The following is a 26,296-nucleotide window of genomic DNA, read 5'->3' as shown; positions in this document are numbered from 1 at the left end:
CTTTCTGAGGTATGTCAAGTGCATCGACGGACGACGGTTCGCCAGCGGTCGATCCCCATTCACTGGGTGCGCGACTGCGCTCACGACGGCGCGCGCTGCGGTTGACGCTGGCCGAGGTCGCCGCAAAAGCCGAGGTCAGTGAGGGGTTTCTCAGCCAGCTCGAACGGGACCGCAACACTGCCAGCATCGCGACCCTGCAGAGGATCTGCGCGTGCCTGGAGATGAACGTCGGCGAGTTGTTCACCGAGGCATCGACGACCGCTGTGCACCGGTACCGCACCGCGCATTTCAATGCCTTCGGCACCAACGCGCGGAAGGTCCGCATCACGCCGACCACCCATCGCCAGCTCGAATCGTTCATCGGGGAGTTCGACCCGTACGGGACCACCGGTGACGAGCTGTACGCACACGGCGACTCCGAAGAAGTGCTGCTCGTCATCTCCGGCCGCATCGAGGTCACCGTCGGTGAGCACACCGACGTGCTCAACGCACTCGACAGCGTCGCGTACTCGAGCGCCAGCCCGCACCGCGCCCGGGAGATCGACGGCAAGCCCGCTGTGGCGCTCTGGATGATGTCGCCACCGAGCTACTGAAGCGTCACCCGTCGCAATGCGGATATCAGCCCGTCGACTGTGTCGGTGACCGCCGCGACGTACGCGTCGGGGCGGATGACCCACACCTCACCGGGCTTCGCGTCCAACGCGGCGGTGAGGACGCCGGTGCTGTCGATCTCCGACAGCCGGACGAGGCGGATCGGCGTGTGCACCGTGTCGAGTGCCGCGCTGCGGATCTCGTCGACGTCCACACCGTCACCCGCGAGAAGCAGGATTCCGTGCCGGGCGATGGCGCGGAGCCGGGTGCCGGCACCGCCCTGCAACGTCACCGGGGTGTCGGGCACCAGGATTCCCGGCGCCGCGGCCGGGGTGCAGCCGCGGTCGGGGCGCCCGGCGAAGGGTCGCTGCGAATCGATTGTGGTCACGGGTGATTCGACGTACCAGAACGGCTCGGCGAGGCGTCCGCTGTCGACGTGGGCCCGCGCCTCCGGGTCGGTGACCGCCGCGGTGAGCACGTCGCGCCGGTGCCGGTGCTGATCCTCGGACTGCGGGACGAGGAAGTCCATCGTCGCCGTGGTGACCGCGATGTTCTCGACGGCCGCCGCGTGCCGCTCGGTGTGGTACGTCTCGAGCAGCGACTCGCCGGCCCAGCCCCGCAGGACGAACGCGAGCTTCCATGCCGCGTTCTCGGCGTCGGCGACACCGGAATTCAGTCCGCGCGCCCCGAATGGCGACACGATGTGCGCGGCATCGCCGGCCAACAGCACCCGGTCGACGCGCATTCGGCTCGCGACCCGGGAGTGGAAGCGGTACACCGATTTCCACACGATCCGGTAGTCGGTGTCGCCGATGATCTTCCGGATCCGCGCGTCCAACGCGCCCGACTTCTCCTCGGCCTCGAGGTCGTACTCGCCGGGCACCTGCCAGTCGATGCGGAACGTCGAGTCCGGGCACGGGTGGATGAGCACCTGCCTGCCCGGGTTCCACTCGGGGTCGAAATAGAAGCGGCGTTCATCGGCCCAGCCCGGGATGTCGGCGGCGATGTCGCAGATCAGGAACTTGTCGTCGAACGAACGACCGTCGAACGTGACACCCAGCTGCCGCCGGATCGCGCTGCCCCGCGACCCCACGGCCACCACCGCGTAGTCCGACCTGACGGTCTCCTCCCCGGAGCCGGTGCGGCAGGTGATGGTCACGCCGGTCTCGTCCTGATCCACCGACGTGGCCTCGTATCCCCACCGGACGTCGATCGACGGCGTCGCCGCGATCCGCTCGTCGAGCAGTTCCTCGGTCCGTGCCTGGGAGATGTTGACGAACGGCGGGAACGACGAGATGCCGCGGTCGACGAAGGTCTGCGCGAACAGTTCGTGGTCGCGGTGGAAGGTGCGGGCGCACCCCCACGTCACGCCCTCGTCGGCCAGTTGCCTGCCGACGCCGATCGCGTCCCACACCTCGAGGACGTCCCGCTGCTGGCAGATGGCTTTCGATCCGATCGGGTCCCGTTCGGCCCGGGCGTCGAGCAACGTGACCGGAATGCCCCAGCGTGCCAGCAGCAACGCCGTCGTCTGCCCCACCGGGCCGTTGCCCACGACGGTGACCGTGCCGCCGCGGGTGTGTCGTCTTCCCATGATCCTCGCCTTGTCAGTGTGAAACGGTGACGGACGTCAGCCCTGCAACTGGTCCCAGACCTCGCGGTCACGCTCGGCGGTCCAGATGACGGGCCGTTCGATGCCCGACAGTTCGTCCCACACGCGGGAGACGTCGAACGGGAGGCAGTGTTCGAAGATCGGCCAGTGCCCGTACTGGTCGTTCAGTGCGGCGTGGGTGGCCTCGAACGCCTCCTTCAGGGTGCCGCCGCGCTGCTGCACCGCCCCGACCTCGGCCAACATGACCTCGATGAAATGGCGGGTCTGCTCGATGGCGGCGTCGACGGCCTCCCGCCCGTGGGAGACGGCGCCGCGTCCGCCGATCAGGACCTCCGCGCCGAGCGCCTTGATCCGGTCGAGGGTGCCGGTGGACCAGTCGCGGTGGAACGCGTCGCCGGTGTAGAGCGCGGCCTGCGCCTCCACGAGGTCGCCGGCGAAGAGGATCTTCTGCTTCGGCAGCCACGCGGTGATGTCACCCTCGGTGTGGCCGCGGCCGAAGTGCTGGAGCACGAGGTCGCCGCGTCCGCCGCCGAGGTCGATGGTGAGCTTGTCGGCGAACGTCAGGGTGGGCCACGTCAGTCCGGGCACCGAGTCGGCAGCCTTGGCGAGGCGGGGCATGCGTCCGAATTCGCTAGCCCAGTCTTCCTTTCCACGCTCCTCGATGAGGGCGCGGGTGGTCTCGTGCGCCACGACGGTCTCGGCGTCGAACGCGGACGCACCGAGCACGCGGACGGCGTGGTAGTGCGAGAGCACCAGGTACCGGACCGGCTTGTCGGTGTGCTCGCGCAGCTTGCGCAACCAGTCCTGCGCGGCCACCGGGGTGGCGAGTGCCTCGAAGCAAACGACGAAGTCCTCGCCCTCGATGGCGCCGATGTTGGGATCCCCCTCGGCGGTGAGGGCGTACACGCCGTCGGCCAGGACCTCGAGCGTCTGCTCCTTCTCACCGAGGTCGGCCGACGAAGCGAAGCTTGTGGGGCTCATGCGATCCACCTAACTAATCAAAGGTTTGATTGATGGTGGCCACAGTAACCCGGATCACAAAATAATGAAAGCCTTGATCAAAAATCGGCCTGGTATCCCTGCGCCCGCGGCCGACCGACCGGACGAACGGGACGCTCGTTCGATCTGACGCAACGAGCGTCCCGTTCGTCGCGACGGGGGTGGGTAGACGGGGGTGGGTACCCGACAGGCTCAACCCTTGATGAGGTCGTCGATCTGGCCGATCGCCTGCGAGGCGCCCTCCACCACGCCCATGTCGAGCACCTGCTGGAGGCCTTCGGCGGTTGCGTAGGTGCTGACGTAGGTGGCGATGGTGCCGCCGTCCTTGTCCTGGAATGAGAACTCGTTGGTGGACACTGGCATCGATTCGATCGGGGTGAAATCCGCATCGGCGAATCCGTCGGTGAAGGTGAAGCCGGTCGGCTCGTCGACGGAGATGATGTTCCAGTAACCGGCATGCTTGTCACCCTCGGGCCCGGTCATGTAGTAGGTGACCCGCCCGCCGGGGGCGAACTCATGGTCGACCACTGTGGCAGGGTATGTCGGTGGGCCCCAAATCTTTTCGAGCTGGCGCGGATCGGCATAGATCTGCCAGATCCGTACTCGGGGGGCGGCGAACTCGGCGGTGATGGTCAGGGTCAGTGCATCGATGTCGTGGCTGACATTGGTGACAGGCATCGTTCATTCCTTCCGTTGGGGTTGTGTTGCGATCAGTTCGTCAATGCGTGCGATACGTCCACGCCAGACCTGTTCCAGCTCGGCGAGCATGGACGACACTGCGCGAACTGCGTCCACATCGCCCGTGGCGAGTTGTTCACGGCCGCTGCGTCGTTTGACGAGTAGGCCGGACTTCTGGAGGACGGCGACGTGCTTCTGTACGGCAGCGAAACTCATGTCGTATTTCGCTGCCAGTGCCGAGACGGAATGCTCGCCGGCCAGCACGCGACGCATGATGTCGCGCCTCGTTCGGTCGGACAGCGCGTGGAACAGGGCATCGGCCCGGTCCTCATCTGTTTCTGACACCCTTAGAACATACAACCGATTGGTTGTATGTGCAAGGCTGCTTCGACTTTCAGGATGCGAGTGGGCGCGGATGGCACCTTCGACGTACGAGCTCGCGAATCACCTCAGGGAGCTGGTCACGCTGCCACCGGCATTCACGTCGTCCGGCCGCCTCGCCCTCACCCTCCGGCGCGGCAGCACCGAGTTCATGCGCTGCAGGGCCAGAAGCTGATGATCCGAGTCGGTGAGGGTCCCACCGCGGCGGATCGTGACGAAGCGAGGGTCTCGGACCTTCGGGAGGATCTGGCTGGAACTTCTCTCACTTGCATCCGGCCACAGCACCCGAGGGCCGCGCATACCACCCGCCTCGGATCTGAATACTGTTTGCGGGCAGCGCTGGTCGAGGTGGGGAGTTGTTACCCGGTTTGCCGGAGACCGGTGTGGGCAAGGCAGGTGTCGGCAAGCTCGTCGAGCGACAGGGGAAGCACCCGGGCGAGGGCCGCGACAGTGGTGAACGCGGGTGTCGCCATCCGCCCGGTCTCGATCTTTCGAAGAGTCTCCGGTGAGATCCCGGCCTCCTGCGCGACCTCGGCGAGGGTGCGATCACCCCGTGCCTGCCGCAGCTGATGACCGAGGCGCTTGCCTGCGGCCAGCTGTTCCGGGGTCAGAGGGAGACGCACCATGCGAGCAGTCTAACCCTGCAGCGGTATGAAAATCCCAGCCCGCGGTCTAGAGTGGTATTTTAATACCGAATTTGTGCGTACGAAGAGGAGTAGTTGGTGCTGGAACTGAAAACACCCCGCGAGGTCGCTGCGATGGACGTCACCGGCACATTCATCGCCGAGTTGCTCGACGATCTCGAACACCGCGCCGAACCGGGCGTGAATCTGCTCGAGCTCGAAGACCGAGCCCGCCAGTTGATCGCCCAGCGCGGCGCCACGTCGTGCTACTGGGACTATGCGCCGTCATTCGGGCGCGGACCGTTCCGCAACGTCATCTGCCTGTCGGTCAACGACGCGGTCCTACACGGCCTGCCGCACGACTGCGTGCTGCAGGACGGGGACCTGCTGAGCATGGACATCGCAGTCTCCATCGACGGGTGGGTCGCCGATTGCGCCCGCAGCATCATCGTCGGCGATCCACGACCCGAGGACGCGCGCCTCATCGCAGCCACCGAAAAGGCCCTGACAGCCGGAATCGCCGCCGCGTTACCCGGCAACCGGCTGGGCGATGTGTCTGCGGCGATCGGCGCGGTCGCCGCCGAGTACGGGTACCCGGTCAACACCGAGTTCGGTGGTCACGGGCTCGGGCGGACCATGCACGAAGATCCGCACGTATCGAACACCGGACGTGCGGGCCGAGGACTCACACTGCGCCCGGGGCTGACCCTCGCCCTCGAACCGTGGTTCGCCGCCGGCACGGACGAGATCGTCTACGACCCCGACGGGTGGACCATCCGCTCGGCCGATGGATCGCGCACCTCGCACAGCGAGCACACCATCGCGATCACCGACGGCGCGCCGCTCGTGCTGACGCGCCGGGAACAGGTCGCTGCATCTGCACTGTGATTGCCAGGCCCCCGGACGACGGTCCCCGCCGAACGAACGGGACGCTCGTTCGATCTGACGCAACGAGCGTCCCGTTCGTCGCGGCGGGGGACACGACGGGGGCAAGGGGGTGAGGAGGTGGGTGGCGGTGTCACCCCGCGAGCAGGACTCCGACCAGGGCGATCGATGCCACCCAGACGGTGGAGATGCCTGCGAGGACGAAGGGGCGTGCGCCGACCTTCTTGATCGTGGCGATCTGGACGCCGGCGCCGAGGGCGAACATCGCGGCGGTGAGGAGGGCGGTCTGCACGATCTTGGCCTCGGCGAGCAGGCCCGTCGGCAGCAGGCCGGACGACCGCAGGCCGACACAGGCGAGGAACGCGAGGACGAAGAGCGGGACGAGCGGCGGCCGCTTCACGTCGGCATCGGTGCCGGCGAGCCTGCGCTGGCGCACGCTGAGGACGGCCATGACCGGGGCGAGCATGAGGACGCGGGCGAGTTTGACCACCGCGGCCACGCCGAGGGCGGCACCGCCGATCGCGCCGCCCGCGGCGACCACCTGTGCAACCTCGTGGATGGAGCCGCCCGCCCACAGGCCGGCGTCGGTGTCGGAGAGTCCCAGCGCCCGCGACAGCAGCGGGATCGCGGGAATCATGAGCGTGCCGAAGATGACGACGAGCGCGACCGCGGTGATCACCTCTTCCTCGTCGGCGTCCACGACACCGTCCACCGCCGCCACGGCGGCCGCACCGCAGATCGAGAATCCACAGGCGATGAGCAGGCGCTGCGTCCAGCTCAGGCCGAGCAGCTTGCCCGCGAACATCGTTCCCACGATGCCGAGACACACGATCGCGACGACCACGACGATGACGCCCCAGCCCAGTCCGAGGATGTCACTCAGCATCAACTGGAGCCCGAGGAGGGCGATGCCCACCCGCAACAGCTTCTTGGCGGAGAACTGCAGTCCCGGGCGCAGGCGTTCGGGCAGATGCACGGCGTTCGACAGAACGGCGCCCAGCACGATGGCGATGAGCAGCGGGCTCACCGTCGGCAGGAACCGGCCGACACCCATCGCGACGGCGGTGGCGACGGCGCACAGCGCCAGACCCGGCAGGAGAGTGGCCGTGGCGGTCTGGAGTCGCGGCAGCGTTCCCGTGCTCTCGACGCGCTGTTCCTCGGACTTCGATTCGCTCAGTTGACTACTCATGAATCCACGGTCCGTCACGGCGGCTGTCTCCGGTAGCCGTCATCTCGGCATGTACATATATCATCGTGATATGTCTTGCGCCAGGGTCATATACTCAGTGCATGTCCCGCAGATGGCCCGAGTTCCCCGTTCTCGAGTTGCTCGTGGGCGTCGACGACCACGGAAGCCTCAGCGCTGCCGCCAGACTCGCCGGAATGGCGCAGCCGAACGCGAGTCGCGCCATCAAGCAACTCGAGCGCCAGTTCGGCATGACGCTGCTGCAGCGCAGCCCCACGGGCTCGATACTGACACCGCAGGGAACCGTGATCGCGCACTGGGCGCGCCGGGTGCTCTCCGATACGCGCCGGCTTCTCGACGTGGCCGAGGGGCTGCGCGCGGAACGCGCCGCCGAGTTGACGGTGGGTGCCAGCATGACGGTCGCGGAACACCTGATGCCGGGGTGGCTGGGGCAGTTTCGCCGTTTGCACTCCGACGTGACCATTCACCTGCAGGTGCACAACTCGACTCAGGTGTTCGAGCGGATCAACAGCAGGATCTGCGACGTCGGGTTCGTCGAATCGCCGACGGTGCCGCGACCGTTGAAGAGTCTCACGGTCGCGCATGACCGGTTGGTCGTCGTCGTTCACCCCACCCATCCGTGGGCACGGCGACGGAAGGCGCTGTCCGTCGCCGAGTTGGCGCTGACACCGCTCCTGGTCCGCGAGCCGGGATCCGGCACGCGGACCACGCTCGACGTGGCATTGCAGGAATACGACCGGGCGGCACCGCTTCTCGAACTCGGGAGCGCCGCCGCGATTCGCACCAGCGTGCTGGCCGGGGTCGGTCCCGCGGTGATGAGTACCCTCGCGGTGGCGGAGCAGGTCGGTGCCGGCGAGCTGAAGGTGATCGACGTCGACGGTCTCGAGCTCGACAGGGTGCTGCGGGCCGTGTGGCGGGGCGCGCGTCAGCTCGACGGTCCCGCAGGCGAACTGGTGCGTCTGGTCCGCCGGGTCGGTGCCGAGCCGTGAGCGGCTGTCACCCGAGAATGCAGGTCGCCGCACCGGCGGCGATCACCAGGACGATGACCGCGGAACGAAACACCCCCGGCGGAAGTCGGCGGGCGATCGCCAGCCCGGTGACGTTGCCGATCAACGCGGCGGCGACGAAGACCGGGAGGCGCGGCCAGAACATCGATTCCGTGATCTCGTCGTGGAACCACAGGACACCGAGCGCCATCACATTCGCGACGATGAAATAGCCTGCGAGATCGGCGATGAAAGCCATCGGTGGCAACCGCGCTCGCATCAGCAACAGGACCGGTGGCGGTCCGTTGAGCGACGTCGTCGTTCCGAGGTAGCCACCCACGGAACCGGTGAGGACGTGCGCGGTCGTGGAGGGCACACGCGTGGCCTCCGCCCGGTTGGGGAGCGCCATCGCAAGCCCGCACAGCATCACCACAACTCCCGCTGCCGGCTTCAGATACTGCTCCGGCAGCAGACCGAGGGTGACCGCGCCCAGCCAGGCGCCGGGCAGACTGCCACCACCGAGCAGCGCCACCCGTCCCCAAGTGATGTGTTCTCGCAACTGATACGCGGCGCCGATTCGCGTGATCAGGCCCGCCACCAGATTGACGAACACCACTTCGGGAACGGCGAAGCCGACCATCAGCATCACCGGCGTCGCGATCAATGCCGTCCCGAACCCGGTGGCGCCGCCGATGACCGACGCGATGCCGATGCACAGGGCACCGATGAGGAGCATCGTCATCGCGACTCCCTTCCCGATCCGGTGGTACGTTCCCGTGCAGGTCTGATGTTCAGGTGGCCAAAGATTGGACTGCGCTCACCAGAGCCATCAGTTCGATGTCGCTGGCGGTGCACCCTCGGGACAGGTCGTTCCACGGTGCGGCCAGGCCTTGCAGGATGGGACCCAAGGCTATTGCACCCCCGAGCCGCTGAGCAATTTTGTACCCGATGTTGCCGGCATCGAGATTGGGAAAGACCAAAACGTTGGCCCGGCCGGCGACCCGCGAACCGGGCGCCTTGGACGCGCCGATCTCGGCGACCAGCGCGGCATCGAATTGCAGGTCACCGTCCACGTGCAATTGCGGGTCCCGGACGCGCACCAGTTCCGCGGCCTCGCGGACCTTCTCCACGCGGGGGTGGCTGGCGCTGCCCTGGGTGCTGAACGACAGCATCGCCGCGATCGGGGTCTGCTCGGTGAGCTGGAAGTGGGTGGCGCTGGCGGCCAGCGCGATGTCGACCAGTTCCTCGACCGTGGGGTCGGGTACGACGGCGCAGTCGGAGAACGTCAACTGCCTGCCGTCCGACAGCAACATCAGGAACGAGCTCGACAGGATGCTCGAACCCGGCGCGAGACCGACGATGCGCAGTCCCGCCCGCAGCACGTCGGACGTCGGCCTGCTCGCACCCGCGACGCAGGCGTCGACCACTCCGGCGCGCAGTGCCGCTGCGGCGAGGCACACCGGGTCGGACAGCGCCGACTCGATCCGGTCGGGGTACCTGGCGAATCCCGATTCGACGGCGTCACGGATCGCGGGGTCGGCAGCCGCCTCGGCGACGTCGACGACGAGTTCCTCGGCCAGCGGGATACCCGCGGCCTCGGCGATGCGCCGGATGACGTCCCGCCGCCCGAACAGCCGCGGGGACACGACACATTTGTGGTGCAGATGGTGGGCCGCACGGATCGCGCGTTCGTCTTCTCCGTCCGCGAGACCGACGACGCGGTTCTCCCCACGAAGGGTGGCGATCCAGTGCTCGATCAGCGACGAATCGTTCAGTCGTGCAGCGTCGGCGGGTGGTACAGCGGTGACGCCCGGGGCCATGGCCTCGCACTCCCATCACTACGAAGAAGGGTGGCGGTCGTCGATCTCGACGACCGCCACCCGCTGGAAATCGGGGAACGTGTCGTTCCCTACGGCTGGATTGCCTTTTCGATGTCGGTGAGCATGCTGTCGATGCCGTGGAGCAGTTCCGAGAGCACCTCGTCGTCGGCGACGAGGGGCGGCGAGATCATCAGCATCGTGGCACCACGGTCGTCGCCACGGAGAATCACCTTGGTGCGGGCGAACGCCTCCGGCAGTACCTTGCGCAACACCGTCAGCGATTCCTGCTCGGTGAACTCGCGGCCGCTGTCGCTGTCGGCCATCAATTCGATCGCGTAGAAGAATCCGGTGCCGCGCACGTCCTTGACGCAGCGGTGCGCGCTCATCAGCGAGTCGAGTGCCGACTTCAACTTCGGGCCGCGCGCGGTGACGTTGCCCAGCACGTTCTCGTCGCGCATCGCGGTGATGTTCGCGACCGCCACCGCCGTCGACACCGGGTGTCCGCCCCACGTCGCGCCGTGTGTGAACACGCCGCCCTTGGGCGAGTCGTAGAGCTCGCGAACCAGCTGCTCACGCACGATCAGGCCGCCGAGGGGGGCGTATCCGGAGGTGGAGCCCTTCGCGAACGTGATCATGTCGGGAACCACACCGGTCAGCCCGTGCCCGAACCAGTGTCCGAGGCGGCCGAACGAGCAGATCACCTCGTCGGAGACCAGCAGGATCCCGTGCTTGTCGCACAGCGCGCGCAGCGCGGGCCAGTATCCGTCCGGCGGGACCAGGGCGCCGCGCCCGTTCTGAACCGGCTCGGCGAACACGGCGGCGATGGTCTCGGCGCCCTCTTCCTCGATGACGGCTTCGATCGCGGCGATGCAGTCGAGCTCGTTCGCCGGGCCGCAGTCGCCGAGGTAACCGAGAGTGTTGGGTACGGAGCGGACCCCGGGCAGCAACGGTCCGAACGGGTCTTTGATCTTGGGCAGCTGCGTCACCGAGAGCGCACCGAGAGTGGTTCCGTGGTAGGCCATCTCGCGGCTGATGATCTTGGTGCGCTGCGGGTTGCCCTGGCTGCGGTGGTACTGCCGGGCGAACTTGACGGCCGTCTCCACGGCCTCGGATCCCGAGTTGACGAAGAAGGTCGTCCCGAGATCGCCGGGAGCCAGGTCGGCGATGAGCGCGGACGCCTCGATCGCGGGAATGTGGGCGCTGCCCCAGTTGGACGCGTACGCCAGCGTTCCGATCTGCTCGCTCGCCGCCTTGGCGATGTCGTCGCGGCCGTGACCGATGTTCACGCAGAACAGGCCTGCCAGACCGTCGAGGAAACGGTCCCCCTCGGTGTCGATCAGATAGCTTCCCTCGCCACGAACGAACACCGGGAAGTCGCTTTCCCAGGTGTCCTTACGGGTGAAATGAGGTCCGAGGTGCCGGCGGGCCCGTGCTCGCAATTCGGTGACGTCCACGACCATCTCCTTCGTTGTCGAATGGCTGTGATCCACAACATACCGACGGGGCAGACCGCAGGTCAGGGCCAGAAGAGCGGTATTCGATGGGTCCAGTCTGGTCCTCGCAGACGGCGCTCAACTGGTCCTTCTGGTCCCATGCCAGAGTGATCCAGACTTCGGTATCGCTCGGGCACCACGGCGTGTGGTCGGAGCGGCGAACAGCCCCAGCTAACGGAGGTCTCACATGAGGATCGGTATCCCCAAGGAAGTCAAGAACCACGAGTACCGGGTGGCGGCCACTCCCGCCGGCGTCCACGAAATGGTCGCCCACGGGCACGACGTGTTCGTGGAACGCGGTGCGGGGGAAGGCTCGTCGATCGGCGACGACGCCTACGGTGCCGCCGGCGCGAAGATCCTCGACTCCGCCGATGCGGTGTGGCAGAGCGCGGAACTGCTGCTCAAGGTCAAGGAGCCCATCGCCGAGGAATACCACCGGATGCGTTCGGACCTCACGTTGTTCACCTACCTGCACCTCGCTGCGGGCGAAGAGTGCACCCGGGCACTGCTCGCCGCCGGAACCAATTCCGTTGCGTACGAGACCGTTCAGCTTCCCGACGGTTCGCTGCCGCTGCTGTTCCCGATGAGTGAGGTCGCCGGCCGGCTCGCACCGCTCGTCGGTGCGCAGGCACTCATGCGACCGGAGGGTGGCCGAGGCGTACTGATCGGCGGCGTGTCCGGTGTGTCCCCGGCTCGCGTCGTCGTGATCGGTGCCGGCGTATCGGGCATGAATGCCGTCGCCGTCGCCGCAGGCACCTGGGCCGACGTCGTCCTGTTCGACAAGAACGTCGACAAGCTGCGCGCCGCCGACCGGATGTACCAGGGCCGGATCCGCACCCTCGCCGCGAACGCCTACTCGATCGAGCAGGAAGTCATGCAGGCCGATCTCGTGATCGGTGCCGTGCTCGTCCCGGGCGCCAAGGCACCGAAGATCATCTCGAACTCACTGGTCTCGCGGATGAAGCCGGGCAGCGTCCTCGTCGACATCGCGATCGACCAGGGTGGTTGCTTCGAGGATTCGCGTCCCACCACCCACGCGGAGCCCACGTTCAAGGTTCACGACTCGGTGTTCTACTGCGTGGCGAACATGCCGGGAGCGGTGCCCCACACGTCGACGTACGCACTCACCAACGTGACGTTGCCGTACACCCTGCAGATCGCCGAGAAGGGCCTCGCCCGCGCGGCCAGGGACAATGCCGCACTCCGCGCCGGAGTCAGCACCGTCGCCGGGCGCCTGACGAACGATGCCGTCGGTGCCGCACTCGGGATCGAGTCGGTCAGCGTCGACGACGCGCTCAACCTGGTTTGATTTCGCCGCCGGCCCGGCATACTGAGAAGTGCTCGTTCGAGAACTTCTCGGCGTGCCGGGTCGGCCTACATCTGGCCACTCTTGGATCCACAGGAGGCGATGCGTGCCGAGAACACTGATCGAGGTCGACCGCAACTCCGCCGAACCGCTCTACCGCCAGGTTCGACGGGCGATCGAACACGGCATCGCCAACGGACTGTTCGATCCGCGCCACCGTCTTCCGAGTTCGCGTGAACTCGCGGTCGATCTCGCGATCTCACGGAACACGATCAACCTGGCGTATCAGGAACTGATCGCCGAGGGACTCGTTCAAAGCCACCAGCGCTCGGGCATGTTCGTGAATCCCGACATGATCGAGACGCTTGCATCGGACGCCCGCTCGACCATTCCGCGCATCGACTGGTCGTCCCGCATCCGGCGTTACCCCGATGCCGACGTCCCGCACATCGAGAAGAACGTCGACTGGCACAGCTATCCGTACCCGTTCCTGGCCGGGCAGATCGACATCCGCAGCTTCCCCGCCCGTGCGTGGGTGCGCTGTCTCCGCGACGCACTGTATCAACCCCACGCCTACGCGAGTCTCCAGGACAGCGTCGGTGCGGACGACCCGATGCTGATCGACATGATCCGCCAGCATCTGCTGCCCTCGCGCGGCATCGAGGCGAGCGCGGACGAGGTTCTGGTGACGGTCGGTTCCCAGCAGGGGCTGGACCTCGTCGGCCGCGTGCTGCTCGGACCCGAAGATCGGGTTGCCATCGAAAACCCCGGCTATCTCGATGCGCGACACATCTTCCTGCGCACCGGCGCCCAGGTGTACGGCATCGACGTCGACGACCGCGGCCTGCGCCCGCCGGAGACTCTGCACGGCACGGACCTGATGTATCTGACACCGAGCCATCACCATCCGACCAACGCGACGCTCGGCATCGACCGTCGTCAGCGTCTGCTGCAGCTGGCCGCGGAGTCCGGCACTGTGATCGTGGAGGACGACTACGACAGCGAGTTCCGCTATCACGGCAGCCCCAGCCCTGCGCTGAAGGCTCTCGATTCCAGCGGCGACGCCGTGTATCTCGGCACGTTCTCGAAGTTCCTGGCCCCGGGTCTGCGTCTGGGCTACCTCGTCGGACCTGCGGACCTGGTGCGCGAACTGCGGAAGGCCCGGCGGTACGTGCTCCGTCATCCACCGGGCCACCAGCAACGGGCCCTGGCCATGCTCATCGACAGCGGGGAGTATCACCGCGCACTGCGCCATCACCGCACCCAGATGAAACACAAATGGGAGCGGCTCTGTGCGGCCGTCGACAAGTACCTCCCGTGGCCGCAGGAGCCGTATCCGCCCGGTGGCGTCAGCTTGTGGATGACCGGTCCGGAGAACCTCGACTGCCGGGTGCTCGTGCGCGAGGCGGAGGCCCGCGGTGTGCTCATCGAGCGGGGCGACATCTTCTTCACGCAGCCGGTCCCGCCCCGCAACCACTTCCGCATCGGCTACGGGGCGATCCCGTTGCGTTCCATCGAAGAAGGCATCGCGCTCCTCGGCCAGGCGTGCCAGGCGAGTTTCCGCCATGGCAGGTAGACCCCGACAACACCCGCGCCTGCGCGCATACTGCCGCCCATGCGGTCCGGCTGGTGGTGGTCGACTCCACCCACACGGTGTTCGTCCCGGCGGCTGTTCGACGGGGCCCCGGCCGGTTTGTGGTTCGTCGAAACAGCATGGGAGGGGAGCGCGCCATCACGCGACGAATGAACATCCCCGCCGGCGCTCGCGTGTACGAGGTCGACGGTGCGCAGGCGTGGGCAGAACTGTGCAGACGGTTTCCCGTCGAGGTCACCGCGCAGAAACGACACGATTGGTACCGCACCACCGGACGATCTGGACGATGGGTCGTTCCCGACTGGCCGCGGCTCTCCGAACTGTATGAGGGCGTACACCTCACCGTGGCGGGATACCTCGCCGCGGCGGGCACCGCGATCGCCGTCGACACCGACACCGCGAGTGTCATCGCGGGATGGGCGCCCGACGACACCTACTGGCTCACCGACACCGTCAACCTCGACAGTGACGATTCCCGGACCTGGGTGTGCGACACCAGTGGAAGACATCCTTCCTGGGTCGGCGAAACGCACCGCTGAGAACTGCTGTCCTTGAGCCGCAAGCGGATCCGCGAACGCGATACCGGCGGGAATCGGCACGCGACACGCTAAATTTGGGGCACCCCTATGTAGAGGAGAGCCCCATGGGCAAGGTGGTCATGTACAGCTCGGTGTCGGTGGACGGCTTCATCGCGGACGAGAATGACCAGCCCGGACCGCTGTTCGACTGGCTGTCCAACGGTGACGTCCCGTTGGACGAGAGCGGCGAGGTGAAGGTGTCACAGACGTCCTACGACTACACCCGGCCGTACTGGGACCAGATCGGGGCGACACTCGTCGGCCGCCACGTCTTCGACATGACGGACGGCTGGGACGGAAAGCCCCCGAGCGGGGTCGACCACGTGGTCGTCGTGACGCACCAGCCGGAGCCCGAGGGCTGGAACCCCGAGGCGCCGTTTCACTTCGTCGACGGCATCGAGGCAGCCGTGGCCAAGGCGCAGGAGCTTGCGGGTGACCGCATCGTCGAGGTCGCCGCCGGCGACGTGGGTGGCCAGGTGCTTGCCGCGGGCCTGGTCGACGAGGTGCGCATGGACGTCGTACCCGTCGTGTTCGGGTCCGGCAAGCGCTACTTCGGGTCGGTCCACGCGCAGCACCTGTTAGAGGATCCTGACGTGGTGATTCAGGGCAACCGGGTGCTTCACCTGCGCTATCGGGTGCGCCGTCGACCGATCTGAGCGGACTGCGAACGGTGACACAAGATCGGGTCTCAGGCTGCGTTTGCACATCGCTGTCCCTGGTCGGGCAGCCGACGCCGATCCGCCCCAGCGCCTCACCTGCGGCAACTTCAAAGGATCGGGTTCGTCAAAACGCTCTGCCGATCAGGCAGGTATGAGGAAATTTCAGTGAAGCCGTCAGACGATGCTGCCATCCGTGTAGGTCAGGTCAGTGGCTCCTGGGCGAGTGATGAGAATGGGGCGTCATGTGGTTCGGTTGTGTATGGCTGCGGTGGTGGTGACGATCGTGGTGTCCGCCTGTGGGGGTGGTGACTCCGGGTGCCGCGGGCCGATGACCCCGTTGGATGTACACGCCTGCCTGCGGTTCGGCGTCAGCACACCGGGCGGCCCCACGGCCGTCGAGGAATTCGAAGGCGTCGCGAAGATTGTCGGCGAACCACCGACGGTGGTTCTGTCGTATTCCGATTTCACCTCGCCGCCCCCGATCGCCGGCCTGCGGGCCGTGCGGGACCTCGGCGCCGTGCCGGTGATCACCTGGGAACCCTGGCGGTGGCTCGACGGGGGGCGGTACGGGTCGAGTGAGTTCTCGTTGTCGTCGATTGCCGCCGGTGTCCACGACAGGTACCTGTACCGGTGGGCGGACGAACTGATTGCCTGGGATGCACTGGTCTACCTCCGTTTCGCCCACGAGCCGAACGGAACCTGGTACCCGTGGAGTGTGGCCCAGGGAACGCAGCCGAGCAGCTATGTTGCTGCCTGGCGTCATATCCACGACCTGTTCGCATCGAAGGGCGCCGACAACGTGAAGTGGGTGTGGGCGCCCAATGTCGTGTTCCCAGGCAGCAGTCCGATGGCTGACCTGTATCCCGGGGACGATTACGTCGATGTTCTCGGTGTGGACGGATACAACTGGGGCACGACGCAGTCGTGGAGTACGTGGGTGGAGCCGGCCGAACTTTTCGGCCCGAGCCTGGACGAACTGCGGAACCTGGCGCCGCGTAAGCCGATCCTGATCACCGAGGTAGGCAGCGCCGACGCCGGTGGGTCGAAGGCCGACTGGATCGGTACGCTCGTCGACTTCCTCACGGCGCAGGACGACGTGTCCGGTTTCATATGGTTCGATCACGACAAGGAAGCCGACTGGAGGCTGACGAGCACACCGGAATCGGCTGCCGCTCTGGCGGACGCATTGGGGAGGAAATACCGCTGACATGGACATCCCGATCATCGCCGAGGACACCGAGACCGCGCGGCTTCGTTCACTCGAACAGCTGGCGATCCTGGATACGGCGCCAGAGGCGCGTTTCGACCAGATCACCCGTATGGCGCGTCACCTCTTCGGAGTTCCGATGTCGGCGGTCTCGCTGCTCGATCGGGATCGGCAGTGGATCAAGTCGACGCAGGGCCTCGACGTGCAGAATATTCCGCGATCGCAGACGGTGTGTCAGACGACGATCGCCCGGGCGTATCACCATCCGGAGGATCCGATGGTGGTACTCGAGGACGCACGTCGCGATACGGTGTTCGCGGATCTGCCCGGGGTTGCCGCGGACGGCGGGGTGCGATTCTATGCCGGTTATCCGCTGTACGGGCCCGGTGGCCACCCGGTCGGGACGTTCTGCATCTACGACACCGAGCCCCGCAGACTCGACTCGACACAATTGGCCGCATTCGTCGAACTCGCCGAATGGGCGCAGCGCGAACTCGAGCACTCCGACGAACTCGAGCGGGCCGCCAGGATTCAGCGTGAACTGCTCCCTCGACAGGAGATCGACCTACCGGGATACGACCTGGAATCGTCGTGCGTGCAGGCCTTCGCGGTCGGCGGCGACTTCTACGACTATTACCGGATCGGCCGGCACTCGATGTTCAGCCTCGCCGACGTCATGGGCAAGGGCCTGGGCGCGGCGATCCTGACGGCGTCGGTCCGGTCCGCGTTGCGGAGCGTCACCCATGCCGTGGCCGGATACGGCGATGATCGCCCCGACCTCGGACGCACGGTGGCTGCTGTGGCGGCGCAACTCGCCGACGACTTCGACCGTACCGGCACGTTCGTGACGCTGTTCCACGCTGCACTCGACGTCGAATCCGGCGCACTCGACTATGTCGACGGCGGACACGGTCTCGCGATGATCGTCCGCCGGGACGGCACCGTGGAACCGCTTCGCAGCTCCGGGCTCCCGCTGGGAGTGATCGAAAACCACTCCTGGACGGCGCAACACACCGCGTTGCACCCCGGCGACATGCTCATGATCTGCTCCGACGGCCTGCTCGACCACCTCGGCGACGCCGACTGCGAATGGGAATCGGTGCCCGCGTTCGCCGCTGCACACCCGTCGCCGAAGCAGTTGCTGGCAGCCGTTCATACCCTTGCCGCTGCCACTCCGCCCCTCGACGACATCACCGTCGTCGCCCTTCGACGTCGCGACTGCTGAGGAGGACACCTGTGTCACCCCTCCGGCTTGCCGGTCTCCGGATACTCATCGTCCTCACCGCCCTCCTCGGTCTCAACTACATCGTGTGGCGATGGCTGTTCTCGGTGAACTGGCCTGCGTGGTGGATCGCCGTGCCGCTGGTGATCGCCGAAACCTACAGTCTGATCGACTCGTTACTGTTTGGACTGACGATGTGGCGCCTGCGGAAGCGGCCCACACCATCACCGCCGCCGCCCGGCCTCACCGTCGATGTCTTCATCACCACGTATAACGAACCCGAGGACCTGGTGCTCGCGACCGCAGCCGCGGCACACCGGATCCGGTACCCGCACACCACGTGGATTCTCGACGACGGTGACCGCCCCGAACTGGCCCGCGCCGCCGACGAACTCGGCGTGCGCTACATGATCCGCGCGGCGTCCTGGACGAACAAACCCCGGCACGCCAAGGCAGGCAACCTGAACAACGCACTGATGCTCACCGAGGGCGAGTACATTCTCGTCCTCGACGCCGACCAGGTACCCGATCCAGCAATCCTCGACCGTACTCTCGGATACTTCGGGGACGACAAGATGGCCATCGTCCAGACACCGCAGTACTTCGTGAACGTGCCCGCGAGCGATCCTCTCGGCAGCCAGGCCCCCCTCTTCTACGGTCCCATCCAACAGGGCAAAGACGGCTGGAACGCCGCCTTCTTCTGCGGGTCCAACGCCGTTCTGCGCCGCGACGCCTTGATGCAGCTCGGCATTGCCGGATATGTCGAAGCCGTCGAACGCGACGTGCAGCGGGCACTGCGGACGGCTGCGAAGGTGGTCACGAAAGCTCGGGCCGATCTGAACGGGGACCAGGAGGGGATCGCCGACGCCCTCGATGATGTCACCGAGGCCGTGCACTCGGCACGGGAAGCCCTCCGCGGCAACCGACCACTCGCCGACGTTACTTTTGATTTCCAGCAGCGGGTCGACGCCGCCGCGCGCCGGATCGTCGACGCCGACGCCGGGTCGATGCGCGAGGACCTGGCGGCCATCGCCGCGTTGGAAACGGACCTGCACGACACCGACACTCCCGTCGCGGTACTCGACGATGCCGCGTTGGCGCGGCTGGCCGAACGCGAATGGTCGCCGCTCGGCGCGATCGAGTCCGTCCGCACCCTGATCCGAGCGGTTGACGTCGGCCGCGACGACGAGGCGCAGCCGGTGTTGCCGATGGCCACCATCTCGGTCACCGAAGACATGGCGACGTGCATGAAACTGCACGAACTCGGTTGGCACACCGCCTACCACCACGAGAACCTTGCCCACGGTCTGGCACCGGAAGACGCCGGCACGATGCTGACTCAGCGGCTGCGGTGGGCGCAGGGCACCATCCAGGTGATGTTCCGGGAGAACCCGCTGCTGCAGCGTGGTCTCACCCTCGCGCAGCGGCTGATGTACTGGGCGACGATGTGGAGTTATCTCTCCGGCTTCGCCGCCGTCGTCTACATCGCCGCACCCGTGATATATCTCGTCTTCGGCGTCATGCCCGTGCAGGCATACAGCTGGGAGTTCTTCGGCCGTCTCGTCCCGTTCCTCGCCCTCAACCAGCTGGTGTTCTTCGTGGTCAGCCGCGGTACACCCACCTGGCGTGGCCAGCAGTACAGCCTCGCCCTCTTCCCGGTCTGGATCAAGGCGTGCTGGACCGCTGTCCTCAACGTGTACGCAGCGCGGCCGCTGGGCTTCGCGGTAACGCCCAAGACCCGCCAGGAACACGGCACGACCCCGTGGTACCTGGTGCGATACCAGCTGATCGCGATGGCAGCACTCGTCCTCGCGTCGGTGATCGGCGTAATTCATCTGTCACTCGGGAACATCTCCGTCCTCGGTGTCGGCGTGAACCTGTTCTGGGTCGCGTTCGACCTGGTCATCTTGAGTGTCGTCATCCCCGCGGTCCGATATCGCGGATTCCGGCAGGAGGAAACTGCATGATCGAGTTCGAGAGCCGTACCACGGACGAGGGTGTGGCGGTGGTACGTCCGGCCGGCAGGCTGAACATGGTCGCAGCGCCCCGTCTGCGAGAGCTGTTGCGCGACTTCGTCGACGGCGGAACGACCCGCGTGGTGGTCGATCTCAGCGCCACCGACTTCATCGACTCCTCAGGGCTCGGGGCACTCATCTCCGGCCTCAAGGCGGCCCGACAGGCCGGTGGCGACCTCCGCATCGCCCAGCCCACCGAGCAGGTCGAGACCGTACTCGCGCTGACCAACCTCAATCGTGTACTTCGAACACACGATTCGGTCGATGCCGCATTCGATGGCCGCTGAACTCGGCTCCTTCTCCCGGCGGCTTCGCACCACCGCCCGCCCGGAAAGCCTGGACGAGGTCCACGAACTCCTCGCGGACCTGTGGGCGCACGACCCACTGGACCTGCCCCGGCGCATCGAGTTCGAGTCCGCTGTCGCCGAAATCGCCGCGAACATCATCGAGCACACATCCGGTGACAGTGTGACCATGACACTCGAGGTCCGTGCCCTGCCGGACCGGATCGAAGCCCGGTTCGAGGACGACGGTGATCCCGTGTCGGTCGATCTCACAGCCATCGAACTCCCCGACGACCTCGCCGAACGCGGACGCGGCCTCGTCATCGCCACCACGGTTCTCGACCGGCTCGACTACCAACGGGACGGCACCGTCAACACGTGGATTCTGGGCCGCAACCGGGTGGGTTGAATCCACCGAGGGCACCGCGATCCTCACCGGGCTCGGCGGGGGGCGAGCATGCTCAGCAGTCTCGGCGATACCGGTGGCCGAAAGAGTGGTCAATCTCTTCCCGCGCGGCCGCATACCCACCAACATCCAGCACGCCTTCGACGCCGCCCACTGCTAATGCTCCAGAAACGACGGGCAGAGTCACCGGTACCAGGCCCTGAAGGCTGATCATCCGACCTTCGGGGCCGGAGGTCGGCGGTGCGTCGGCCCGTGTCAGGGTTTTGTCGTCCACCCGGCAGGGGCTCCGCGGCACGCTATCGGTATGTGTGGTCGTTACGCCTCGACGACGAGCCGGGAAACGCTGCTCGAGACCTTCGAGATCGACCCCGAACGGGCCGACCCGGAGCTGGCACCGGACTACAACGTGGCGCCCACAAAGACCTCCCCGGTCGTGATAGCCCGCGTACCGAAGGACACCGACGACAAGCAGCCCCAGCGATAGCTCCGCAACCTGAAATGGGGCTTGACACCGTTTCTGGGCCAAAGATCCGGAAATTGGCTCACGCATGATCAACGCCCGCGCCGAGATTGTGCACGAAAAGCCATCGTAGAGATAGCGTTTCAAGTCGCGTCGCGGGATCGTTCCGGTTTCCGTGTTCTACGAGTGGTTCCCGACCGACGAGGTCGGCAAGTCCGGGAAACCCTTCGGGCAGCCGTACTACGTCCACCCGCCGGGTGCGACATTCTCCCGTAGAGCAGCACGGCGATCCGGGTACAGCGCGCCATCAAATCGCCACCCGACGGCAAAGAGAACGTCGAACGGAAGGTAGGTGACCGGCACCTGCCGCCGCACGAGCGCCGGTAGCGGGAGAAACCCGCCCTCGCCTGATCGGCGGGGACGGGTTCCAGTTCCGTTTCAGCTGAAGCACTTACGTTCGGGCTACCGCATGTTCACCGCTTTTCCGTCGATCATGACCATGGTGGGACGGGGGATTTGGGTGGTGCCGTCGGCGAGATCTCCGAGGCTGCCGTCGAGCGCCACCAGGTCCGCACGACGGCCCGCCGTCAAGGTGCCGACACGGGTCTCGTCGTGGACCAGGTACGCGCTGTCGACGGTCATGGCACGGATCGCGCGATCCACTCCGATCCGCTGGTTCCCGCCGAGCACGGTGCCGCCCCTCGTCATCCTGGTGACCGCGGTTCTGATGGTCGCGAGCGGATCCATCGGGGTGATCGGGCAGTCCGAATGCAGTCCGAATCGCAGCCCCAGCTCGTCGGCGCAGGCGAGGGGATCCATCTCGGCGGCGCGCTCGGCACCGAGGAACCGGTCGCGGTGGCGGTCGCCCCAGTAGAAGATGTGGTTGACGAAGAAACTCACCCCGAGTTCGGCTTCCCGGATGGCGGCGAGGTCGCTCGGTGCGCTCACCTGGCAGTGTTCGATGCGGTGCCGTCCCACCCGGCCGTCGGTGGCTTGCGCCCTCCTCAGCGAGGTGATCGCGGCGCCGACCGCCGCGTCGCCGTTGGCGTGCACGGCGACCTGGCCGCCCGCACGATGCACCCGCAGGATCATCTCGTCGAGCTGCGCCTGCGGGTAGAGCAGGTCGCCGTGATGACTGGGGTCGCACGCGTACGGCGTGCGGAGTGCGGCGGACAGCCCCTGGATCGACCCGTCGGCCCAGAACTTCGCGCCGGCCAGCCGGAAGCGTGCGCCGGCCGCGGGTGCGTGGTCGAACGTGACTCCCCGGTCGTCGAGGGCCTCGAGCGCCATGTCACCGCGCAGGAACCCGACGACGTGCACCGGTAGCTCACCCGAGGCGTCCAGCGAGCGGTAGGCGGTCAGCTCCTGCTCGCCCGCCGAGAGACCCACTCCGAGATCGTGGATGGTGGTGATGCCCCGCGACCGCGCCGACAGCAGGCTGCGGAGCAGGGCGCCGTTGACCTCCTGCTCGGTCAGCGCGGGAACCGCCGCGGTGAGCCTGGCCACCGCATCGATTTCCCACGCCATCCCGGTCAGACGACCGTCGGCGCCGCGAGGGAACAGCGGGTCGTCCACCGGCACCGTGGATTCGTCGATGCCTGCCGCCGCGAGTGCGGCGGTGTTGGCGACGGCGAAGTGCCCGCAGATGTGCAGCACGATGACCGGCCGCTCGGTGCTGACGGCGTCGAGATCCGTCCGGGTCGGATGCCGTCCCTCGGCGATCTGGGTGTCGTCGTAACCCCACCCCCTGATCCATCCGCTGCCGGTGGCCGCGGTACGCAACGCCTGCTGGATGTCGGCGATCGACCGGCACGGTGGTGTCCGGCAGTCCGCCCAGCCGTCGGTGAGGCCGGCATAGGTGGGGTGGATGTGCGATTCGATCAGTCCCGGGATCACCGTGGCACCGGGCAGGTCGAGGCGGCGGGCCCCGATGCCGGCGTAGTCGGCCATGTCCTTCCTGGTGCCGGTGGCGACCACGTCGGCTCCGTCGATGACCAGCGCTTCGACGGTCGGCGACGACGGGTCCTGGGTGTGGATCGAATCGGCGGTGAGCAGTGTCCTGGACATCAGGCACCCACTTCGCTGCGTGCGGCCACTGATTCCGCGGCGGTGCCGGACGTTCGGCCGTCGGAGCGAAGGCCACGGACGGGATCGGTGGGTGGCCAGAACACCCGCGTCGACACCACGAACAGGATGTTGAGGACGAGGGCGGCTGCGCCGAGGTTGACACCGTGCTCGGCGAGCCACACGGACACGGGGCCGTGCTTGTCGAGATACAGCCACAGCACCACGACGTCGCCGAGCACCACACCCATGGCGAGGGCAGCGGGACGCAGTTTCCACCCGAAGACCATCGTCGCGAAGACCACCGCGGCCTGGGTGACGCCGTAGTACGCCGTGTTGACCAGGGTCAGCAGGAGCTGAGGTGTCGCGAGGGTGAGTAGGAGCGAGATCCCGAGATACGCCACGACGACTCCGCGCACCCAGACCCGTTGGCGGGATTCCGGGATCCCGGGAATGATGTTGCGCGACACGATCGCGCCGATTCCGAGGGCCGCGCCGCACAGCACCACGATCGCGCAGAGGGCCGCGCCGCCTGCGACGACGCCGGTCAGCCAGTCGGGCAACAGTTGCCGCGACAACTGCAGGAGCACCTGGTCGGATTCCGTGCCCTCGAGCTTGGTGGGCAGCAGTGTGATCGCCCCGAAGGCGGCGGCGACGAGGAACGGGTACATGAGCATGTACAGCGGATTGAACTTGGCGACCCGCTTGATCGTCGCCTCGGACTTCGCCGCGAGCACGGCCTGCACGATGATCGGGAAGATGAAGAATCCGACCGATTGGAACACGATCGTCGTCAGGACGAACGTCAGTGACGAGCCGGTGACCGTGGAGTGTGAGGCCGCGCCGCCACCACTGGCCGCCGCCGCGGCGAACAGTTTCTCGGTACCACCGGTCTCGATCACTGCCGCCAGTCCGATCAGGACGGCGCCGAGCAACAGGGCGGTGTCCTTGACGTACGACACGAATGCGGGGGCGCGCACCCCGGACAACATGAGGAACAGCAGCGCGAGGGCGGCGCCTGCGAATACCGCGACGGTGGGGTCGATGGAGATGCCCAGACCGGTCAGCGCGATCTGCAGTCCCGCGAGCTGAAGCTGGCCCCACGGGATGAGGAATACGACCGAAGCGATGGCGATCGTCAATTCCAGCCCACGCGACCGGAAGTGGCGCCCGGCCACATCGGGCAACGTCATGGCGCCGTATCTCTTGCCCGCGCGCCAGAGGTAGGGCGCGAAGAAGTATCCGATCGGGTAGGCAAGCAGGATGTACCCGATGAACCAGACGCCGTAGCTCGCCCCGTGCGCGTACACGCCGCCGGGGAACCCGATCAGGGTGCCGATGCTGTACGCCTCGCCCGCTCCCAGGATGAACACCAGCAGCGGACCGAACGACCGGCCACCCACGAGGTAATCGGAGATCTCCTTCTTGCTGCCGCGCCGCGACAGCACGCCTGCCCCGAGGGCGAGGACGAGCACCAGGGTGAAGAAGGCCGCGGTCATGACTGTTCTCCGATCCGAGCGCTCGCAGCGGCCGACTCGGCGCGCTCGGCAGCTTCGAAGTCCTTACGGTCGAATAGCTTCCAGGCAAGATGGAGGCACAGCGAGGTGAGCGGCATCCACAGGAACAACCACGCGAACAGGATGGGGACTCCGAAGACCGTGGCCGTGGATCCGGACAGCGCGACGATGCCGCCCAGAACGCCGGCGAACGGGACACCTATCGCGAGTAAGGCGCTTTTTGCCTCGTTGGACATGATTGTTTTGTCTCCTATTCCGACTGCGTCCACCGGCGTCGCGGGTTGGGTCCGGTGCCGGTCGACGTGCACTCTGGCACTAGTGTGGTCTGAATCACTCCCCTCGGGCCATGGGCGAATCCCGGAAAACGCCGAGGCGGTTCGTGAATTTCACGGGAGTGTGGAATGCGAGGGAGAGGGTGCCCGAGGCCGTGGGTGAAGACACGATCCAGCGGTTGTGCCGGCAGGTCTCGGAGGAGATCGAGTCGGTAACCGACCGGGCGGTGGGTCAGATCCGCGCCGAGCTGCAGTCGTACGCCGCCGTTCCGATCGACGAGCAGCGCGGATACATCAGTCGCCAGCTCGCGGCGACGTTGCGCGCCCTCGCGGAGAGCGAACCTCTCGCCGACGACGTCCTCGAGCGTTCGCGTCAGCTCGGCAGGCGCCGGGCCATGCAGGGGTTGCCGCTGTCCGACGTCATCGAGACGTACCACATCGCGTCCCGCGAATTGTGGAACACGATGGTGGCCACAGCCGCCGAGCCGACAACCGACCTGCTGCGCGCAGGCGGCATGATGTGGGACCTCGTCCACACCGCGACCAGCGCGGTCGCCGTCGGACACACCGACGCGACCCGAAGCGAACAGGCCATCCGCGCGGGGGTGCGATACCGGTTCTTCGAGGCCCTCGCGAGGTCGGTCGACGGCGACCACCGTGATGTGCGCGAGCTGGCAGAGGCACTGGGTTTCACCGCGCAGCACGAGTTCCAAGCGGTGTGCGTCGCGGCGGAGGAGTGGTCGGAAGCGCAGCTCGAGCGCCTGCAACGCACCCTGGACACGATCCCGGGCACCACTCAATGCAGCGGGCACGGCACCGTCATCATCGCCCTGAGCCAGCGCGCACCGGTCGACGACATCATCCGCGAGGTACGGCTCGGCCACCCGGGGACCACGGTCGGAGTCGGATTGGGCCGCCCCGGCCTGGCCGGCGCGGCGATGAGCATCACGGACGCGCGACGGGTCCTGCAGCTGGCCTCGCCTACCGGAGAGGTGGTCCGTTTCGCCGACGAATGGGTTGCCGCCACCCTGGCAGACCATCGCGACGAGCTCGCCACGCTGCTGGAGCCGGGTGTCGCCGTCGCCGCGGACCATCCGCACCTCGTCGAGGCGGTATTGGCGTTCGCCCGCAACGAGTTCTCCATCAGCGCGGCCGGGCGGGACATCCACCTGCATGCGAACTCGATCACCTACCGGCTCGACCGCTGGCAGCAGCTGACCGGCTGGGATCCCCGGACTCTCGACGGCCTGCAGCGGTCGGTGTCGAGTCTGAGTCTGTTCCAGCGGGATTCGGGCGGCGCAGCCTTCCGGCAGGAAGATGAGCAGCAGCCTTCCCAGCTCGACACGTCAACTCCATCTGTTTCGCCGACAGGTGCGTCGCACCCGAGGAGTGAGCCGCGCCGGCTGTCGGATAGCTGACTACGTCTTTGGATCGACGAGG

The 26,296-nt window shown here is 66.8% G+C and carries 26 protein-coding genes and 2 pseudogenes; 14 read left to right on the top strand and 14 right to left on the bottom strand.

What is annotated here, in order from left to right; translation table 11 throughout:
• Window positions 1-11: 11 nt before the first annotated feature.
• The gene (locus WKC72_RS04715) at window positions 12-593 is read left to right on the top strand and encodes a helix-turn-helix domain-containing protein (RefSeq protein WP_009476612.1); all 582 of its coding nucleotides are present in this window, start codon (window positions 12-14) and stop codon (window positions 591-593) included.
• Here the strand turns inward: WKC72_RS04715 and WKC72_RS04710 are convergent.
• The 6 genes and pseudogenes from WKC72_RS04710 to WKC72_RS04685 all read right to left on the bottom strand — a co-directional run bounded on the left by WKC72_RS04710 (window position 587) and on the right by WKC72_RS04685 (window position 4,884).
• Window positions 587-2,182 carry an FAD-dependent monooxygenase gene (locus WKC72_RS04710; protein ID WP_370181873.1) on the bottom strand — a complete coding sequence of 532 codons (1,596 nt, stop codon included), beginning with the start codon at window positions 2,180-2,182 and terminating at the stop codon, window positions 587-589. The genes WKC72_RS04715 and WKC72_RS04710 overlap by 7 nt on opposite strands.
• Before the next feature lie 36 nt (window positions 2,183-2,218).
• Window positions 2,219-3,181 (bottom strand): MBL fold metallo-hydrolase, encoded by a 963-nt coding sequence (locus WKC72_RS04705; protein ID WP_370181871.1) that lies wholly within the window; start codon window positions 3,179-3,181, stop codon window positions 2,219-2,221.
• A gap of 210 nt (window positions 3,182-3,391) precedes the next feature.
• A complete protein-coding gene (locus tag WKC72_RS04700) occupies window positions 3,392-3,877 on the bottom strand; it encodes an SRPBCC domain-containing protein (protein ID WP_370181869.1) in 486 nt (161 codons plus the stop codon).
• A gap of 3 nt (window positions 3,878-3,880) precedes the next feature.
• Entirely contained in the window at window positions 3,881-4,222 is a 342-nt protein-coding gene (locus tag WKC72_RS04695; protein ID WP_112300014.1) for a helix-turn-helix transcriptional regulator, read from the bottom strand.
• Between the two features lie 49 nt (window positions 4,223-4,271).
• A pseudogene (locus WKC72_RS04690) lies at window positions 4,272-4,558 on the bottom strand (hypothetical protein).
• A gap of 59 nt (window positions 4,559-4,617) precedes the next feature.
• A complete protein-coding gene (locus WKC72_RS04685; protein WP_370181868.1) occupies window positions 4,618-4,884 on the bottom strand; it encodes a helix-turn-helix domain-containing protein in 267 nt (88 codons plus the stop codon).
• Between the two features lie 96 nt (window positions 4,885-4,980).
• On the opposite strand from WKC72_RS04685, the gene map reads away from it, so the two are divergent.
• Window positions 4,981-5,769 carry a type I methionyl aminopeptidase gene (gene map, locus WKC72_RS04680; RefSeq protein WP_370181867.1) on the top strand — a complete coding sequence of 263 codons (789 nt, stop codon included), beginning with the start codon at window positions 4,981-4,983 and terminating at the stop codon, window positions 5,767-5,769.
• 130 nt (window positions 5,770-5,899) lie between these two features.
• Here the strand turns inward: map and WKC72_RS04675 are convergent, their stop codons facing one another.
• Entirely contained in the window at window positions 5,900-6,955 is a 1,056-nt protein-coding gene (locus tag WKC72_RS04675; RefSeq protein ID WP_112300369.1) for a YeiH family protein, read from the bottom strand.
• Between the two features lie 101 nt (window positions 6,956-7,056).
• Between WKC72_RS04675 and WKC72_RS04670 the strand changes: the two genes are divergently transcribed.
• Window positions 7,057-7,962: a LysR family transcriptional regulator gene (locus tag WKC72_RS04670; protein ID WP_037230330.1), complete on the top strand. Its 906-nt coding sequence runs from the start codon at window positions 7,057-7,059 to the stop codon at window positions 7,960-7,962.
• A 7-nt stretch (window positions 7,963-7,969) separates the two neighbouring features.
• Here the strand turns inward: WKC72_RS04670 and WKC72_RS04665 are convergent, their stop codons facing one another.
• The 3 genes from WKC72_RS04665 to WKC72_RS04655 all read right to left on the bottom strand — a co-directional run bounded on the left by WKC72_RS04665 (window position 7,970) and on the right by WKC72_RS04655 (window position 11,239).
• Window positions 7,970-8,701 (bottom strand): sulfite exporter TauE/SafE family protein, encoded by a 732-nt coding sequence (locus WKC72_RS04665; protein ID WP_037230332.1) that lies wholly within the window; start codon window positions 8,699-8,701, stop codon window positions 7,970-7,972.
• Window positions 8,702-8,750: 49 nt separating this feature from the next.
• Window positions 8,751-9,779 (bottom strand): phosphotransacetylase, encoded by a 1,029-nt coding sequence (locus WKC72_RS04660; RefSeq protein ID WP_370181866.1) that lies wholly within the window; start codon window positions 9,777-9,779, stop codon window positions 8,751-8,753.
• 89 nt (window positions 9,780-9,868) lie between these two features.
• Window positions 9,869-11,239 carry an aspartate aminotransferase family protein gene (locus tag WKC72_RS04655; protein ID WP_174233809.1) on the bottom strand — a complete coding sequence of 457 codons (1,371 nt, stop codon included), beginning with the start codon at window positions 11,237-11,239 and terminating at the stop codon, window positions 9,869-9,871.
• 220 nt (window positions 11,240-11,459) lie between these two features.
• Here WKC72_RS04655 and ald point away from each other — a divergent pair, with 220 nt between their 5' ends.
• The 9 genes and pseudogenes from ald to WKC72_RS04610 all read left to right on the top strand — a co-directional run bounded on the left by ald (window position 11,460) and on the right by WKC72_RS04610 (window position 20,546).
• Window positions 11,460-12,581, top strand: a complete 1,122-nt coding sequence (ald, locus tag WKC72_RS04650; protein WP_112300018.1) for an alanine dehydrogenase — start codon at window positions 11,460-11,462, stop codon at window positions 12,579-12,581.
• 103 nt (window positions 12,582-12,684) lie between these two features.
• Window positions 12,685-14,154: a PLP-dependent aminotransferase family protein gene (locus WKC72_RS04645; RefSeq protein WP_370181865.1), complete on the top strand. Its 1,470-nt coding sequence runs from the start codon at window positions 12,685-12,687 to the stop codon at window positions 14,152-14,154.
• Between the two features lie 45 nt (window positions 14,155-14,199).
• Window positions 14,200-14,711: pseudogene (locus WKC72_RS04640) on the top strand (hypothetical protein); the annotation flags it as partial.
• 104 nt (window positions 14,712-14,815) lie between these two features.
• The gene (locus tag WKC72_RS04635) at window positions 14,816-15,406 is read left to right on the top strand and encodes a dihydrofolate reductase family protein (protein WP_370181864.1); all 591 of its coding nucleotides are present in this window, start codon (window positions 14,816-14,818) and stop codon (window positions 15,404-15,406) included.
• Between the two features lie 331 nt (window positions 15,407-15,737).
• Window positions 15,738-16,616, top strand: coding sequence for a glycoside hydrolase family 26 protein (locus WKC72_RS04630; RefSeq protein ID WP_370181863.1), 879 nt, complete (start codon window positions 15,738-15,740; stop codon window positions 16,614-16,616).
• A gap of 1 nt (window position 16,617) precedes the next feature.
• The gene (locus WKC72_RS04625; RefSeq protein WP_128640573.1) at window positions 16,618-17,841 is read left to right on the top strand and encodes a PP2C family protein-serine/threonine phosphatase; all 1,224 of its coding nucleotides are present in this window, start codon (window positions 16,618-16,620) and stop codon (window positions 17,839-17,841) included.
• An 11-nt stretch (window positions 17,842-17,852) separates the two neighbouring features.
• A complete protein-coding gene (locus WKC72_RS04620; protein ID WP_370181862.1) occupies window positions 17,853-19,805 on the top strand; it encodes a glycosyltransferase in 1,953 nt (650 codons plus the stop codon).
• Window positions 19,802-20,140, top strand: a complete 339-nt coding sequence (locus WKC72_RS04615; RefSeq protein ID WP_128640571.1) for an STAS domain-containing protein — start codon at window positions 19,802-19,804, stop codon at window positions 20,138-20,140. The genes WKC72_RS04620 and WKC72_RS04615 overlap by 4 nt, the downstream gene beginning before the upstream one ends.
• Entirely contained in the window at window positions 20,130-20,546 is a 417-nt protein-coding gene (locus WKC72_RS04610; protein WP_128640570.1) for an ATP-binding protein, read from the top strand. Before WKC72_RS04615 ends, WKC72_RS04610 begins: the two co-directional genes overlap by 11 nt.
• Before the next feature lie 52 nt (window positions 20,547-20,598).
• Here the strand turns inward: WKC72_RS04610 and WKC72_RS04605 are convergent, their stop codons facing one another.
• Entirely contained in the window at window positions 20,599-20,817 is a 219-nt protein-coding gene (locus WKC72_RS04605) for a hypothetical protein (RefSeq protein WP_128970062.1), read from the bottom strand.
• A 30-nt stretch (window positions 20,818-20,847) separates the two neighbouring features.
• Here WKC72_RS04605 and WKC72_RS04600 point away from each other — a divergent pair, with 30 nt between their 5' ends.
• On the top strand, window positions 20,848-21,027 hold the full coding sequence (locus WKC72_RS04600) for an SOS response-associated peptidase family protein (RefSeq protein WP_370181861.1): 180 nt from the start codon (window positions 20,848-20,850) through the stop codon (window positions 21,025-21,027).
• Between the two features lie 438 nt (window positions 21,028-21,465).
• Here the strand turns inward: WKC72_RS04600 and WKC72_RS04595 are convergent, their stop codons facing one another.
• The 3 genes from WKC72_RS04595 to WKC72_RS04585 are packed head-to-tail and all read right to left on the bottom strand — an operon-like array spanning window position 21,466 to window position 24,820.
• Window positions 21,466-23,070 (bottom strand): amidohydrolase, encoded by a 1,605-nt coding sequence (locus tag WKC72_RS04595; RefSeq protein ID WP_370181860.1) that lies wholly within the window; start codon window positions 23,068-23,070, stop codon window positions 21,466-21,468.
• The gene (locus WKC72_RS04590; RefSeq protein WP_370181859.1) at window positions 23,070-24,566 is read right to left on the bottom strand and encodes a sodium:solute symporter; all 1,497 of its coding nucleotides are present in this window, start codon (window positions 24,564-24,566) and stop codon (window positions 23,070-23,072) included. Before WKC72_RS04590 ends, WKC72_RS04595 begins: the two co-directional genes overlap by 1 nt.
• Entirely contained in the window at window positions 24,563-24,820 is a 258-nt protein-coding gene (locus tag WKC72_RS04585; RefSeq protein WP_037230343.1) for a DUF3311 domain-containing protein, read from the bottom strand. Before WKC72_RS04585 ends, WKC72_RS04590 begins: the two co-directional genes overlap by 4 nt.
• Window positions 24,821-24,999: 179 nt before the next feature.
• On the opposite strand from WKC72_RS04585, the gene WKC72_RS04580 reads away from it, so the two are divergent.
• Window positions 25,000-26,274, top strand: a complete 1,275-nt coding sequence (locus WKC72_RS04580; RefSeq protein ID WP_370181858.1) for a PucR family transcriptional regulator — start codon at window positions 25,000-25,002, stop codon at window positions 26,272-26,274.
• The last annotated feature ends 22 nt before the right edge of the window (window positions 26,275-26,296 follow it).

Origin of the sequence: Rhodococcus wratislaviensis (assembly GCF_041228765.1) — a bacterium.
Classification (GTDB): Bacteria; Actinomycetota; Actinomycetes; order Mycobacteriales; family Mycobacteriaceae; genus Rhodococcus_F; species Rhodococcus_F wratislaviensis.
The sequence above is the reverse complement of the archived record's forward strand: the minus strand, read 5'-3'. Positions and strand labels throughout refer to the sequence as shown.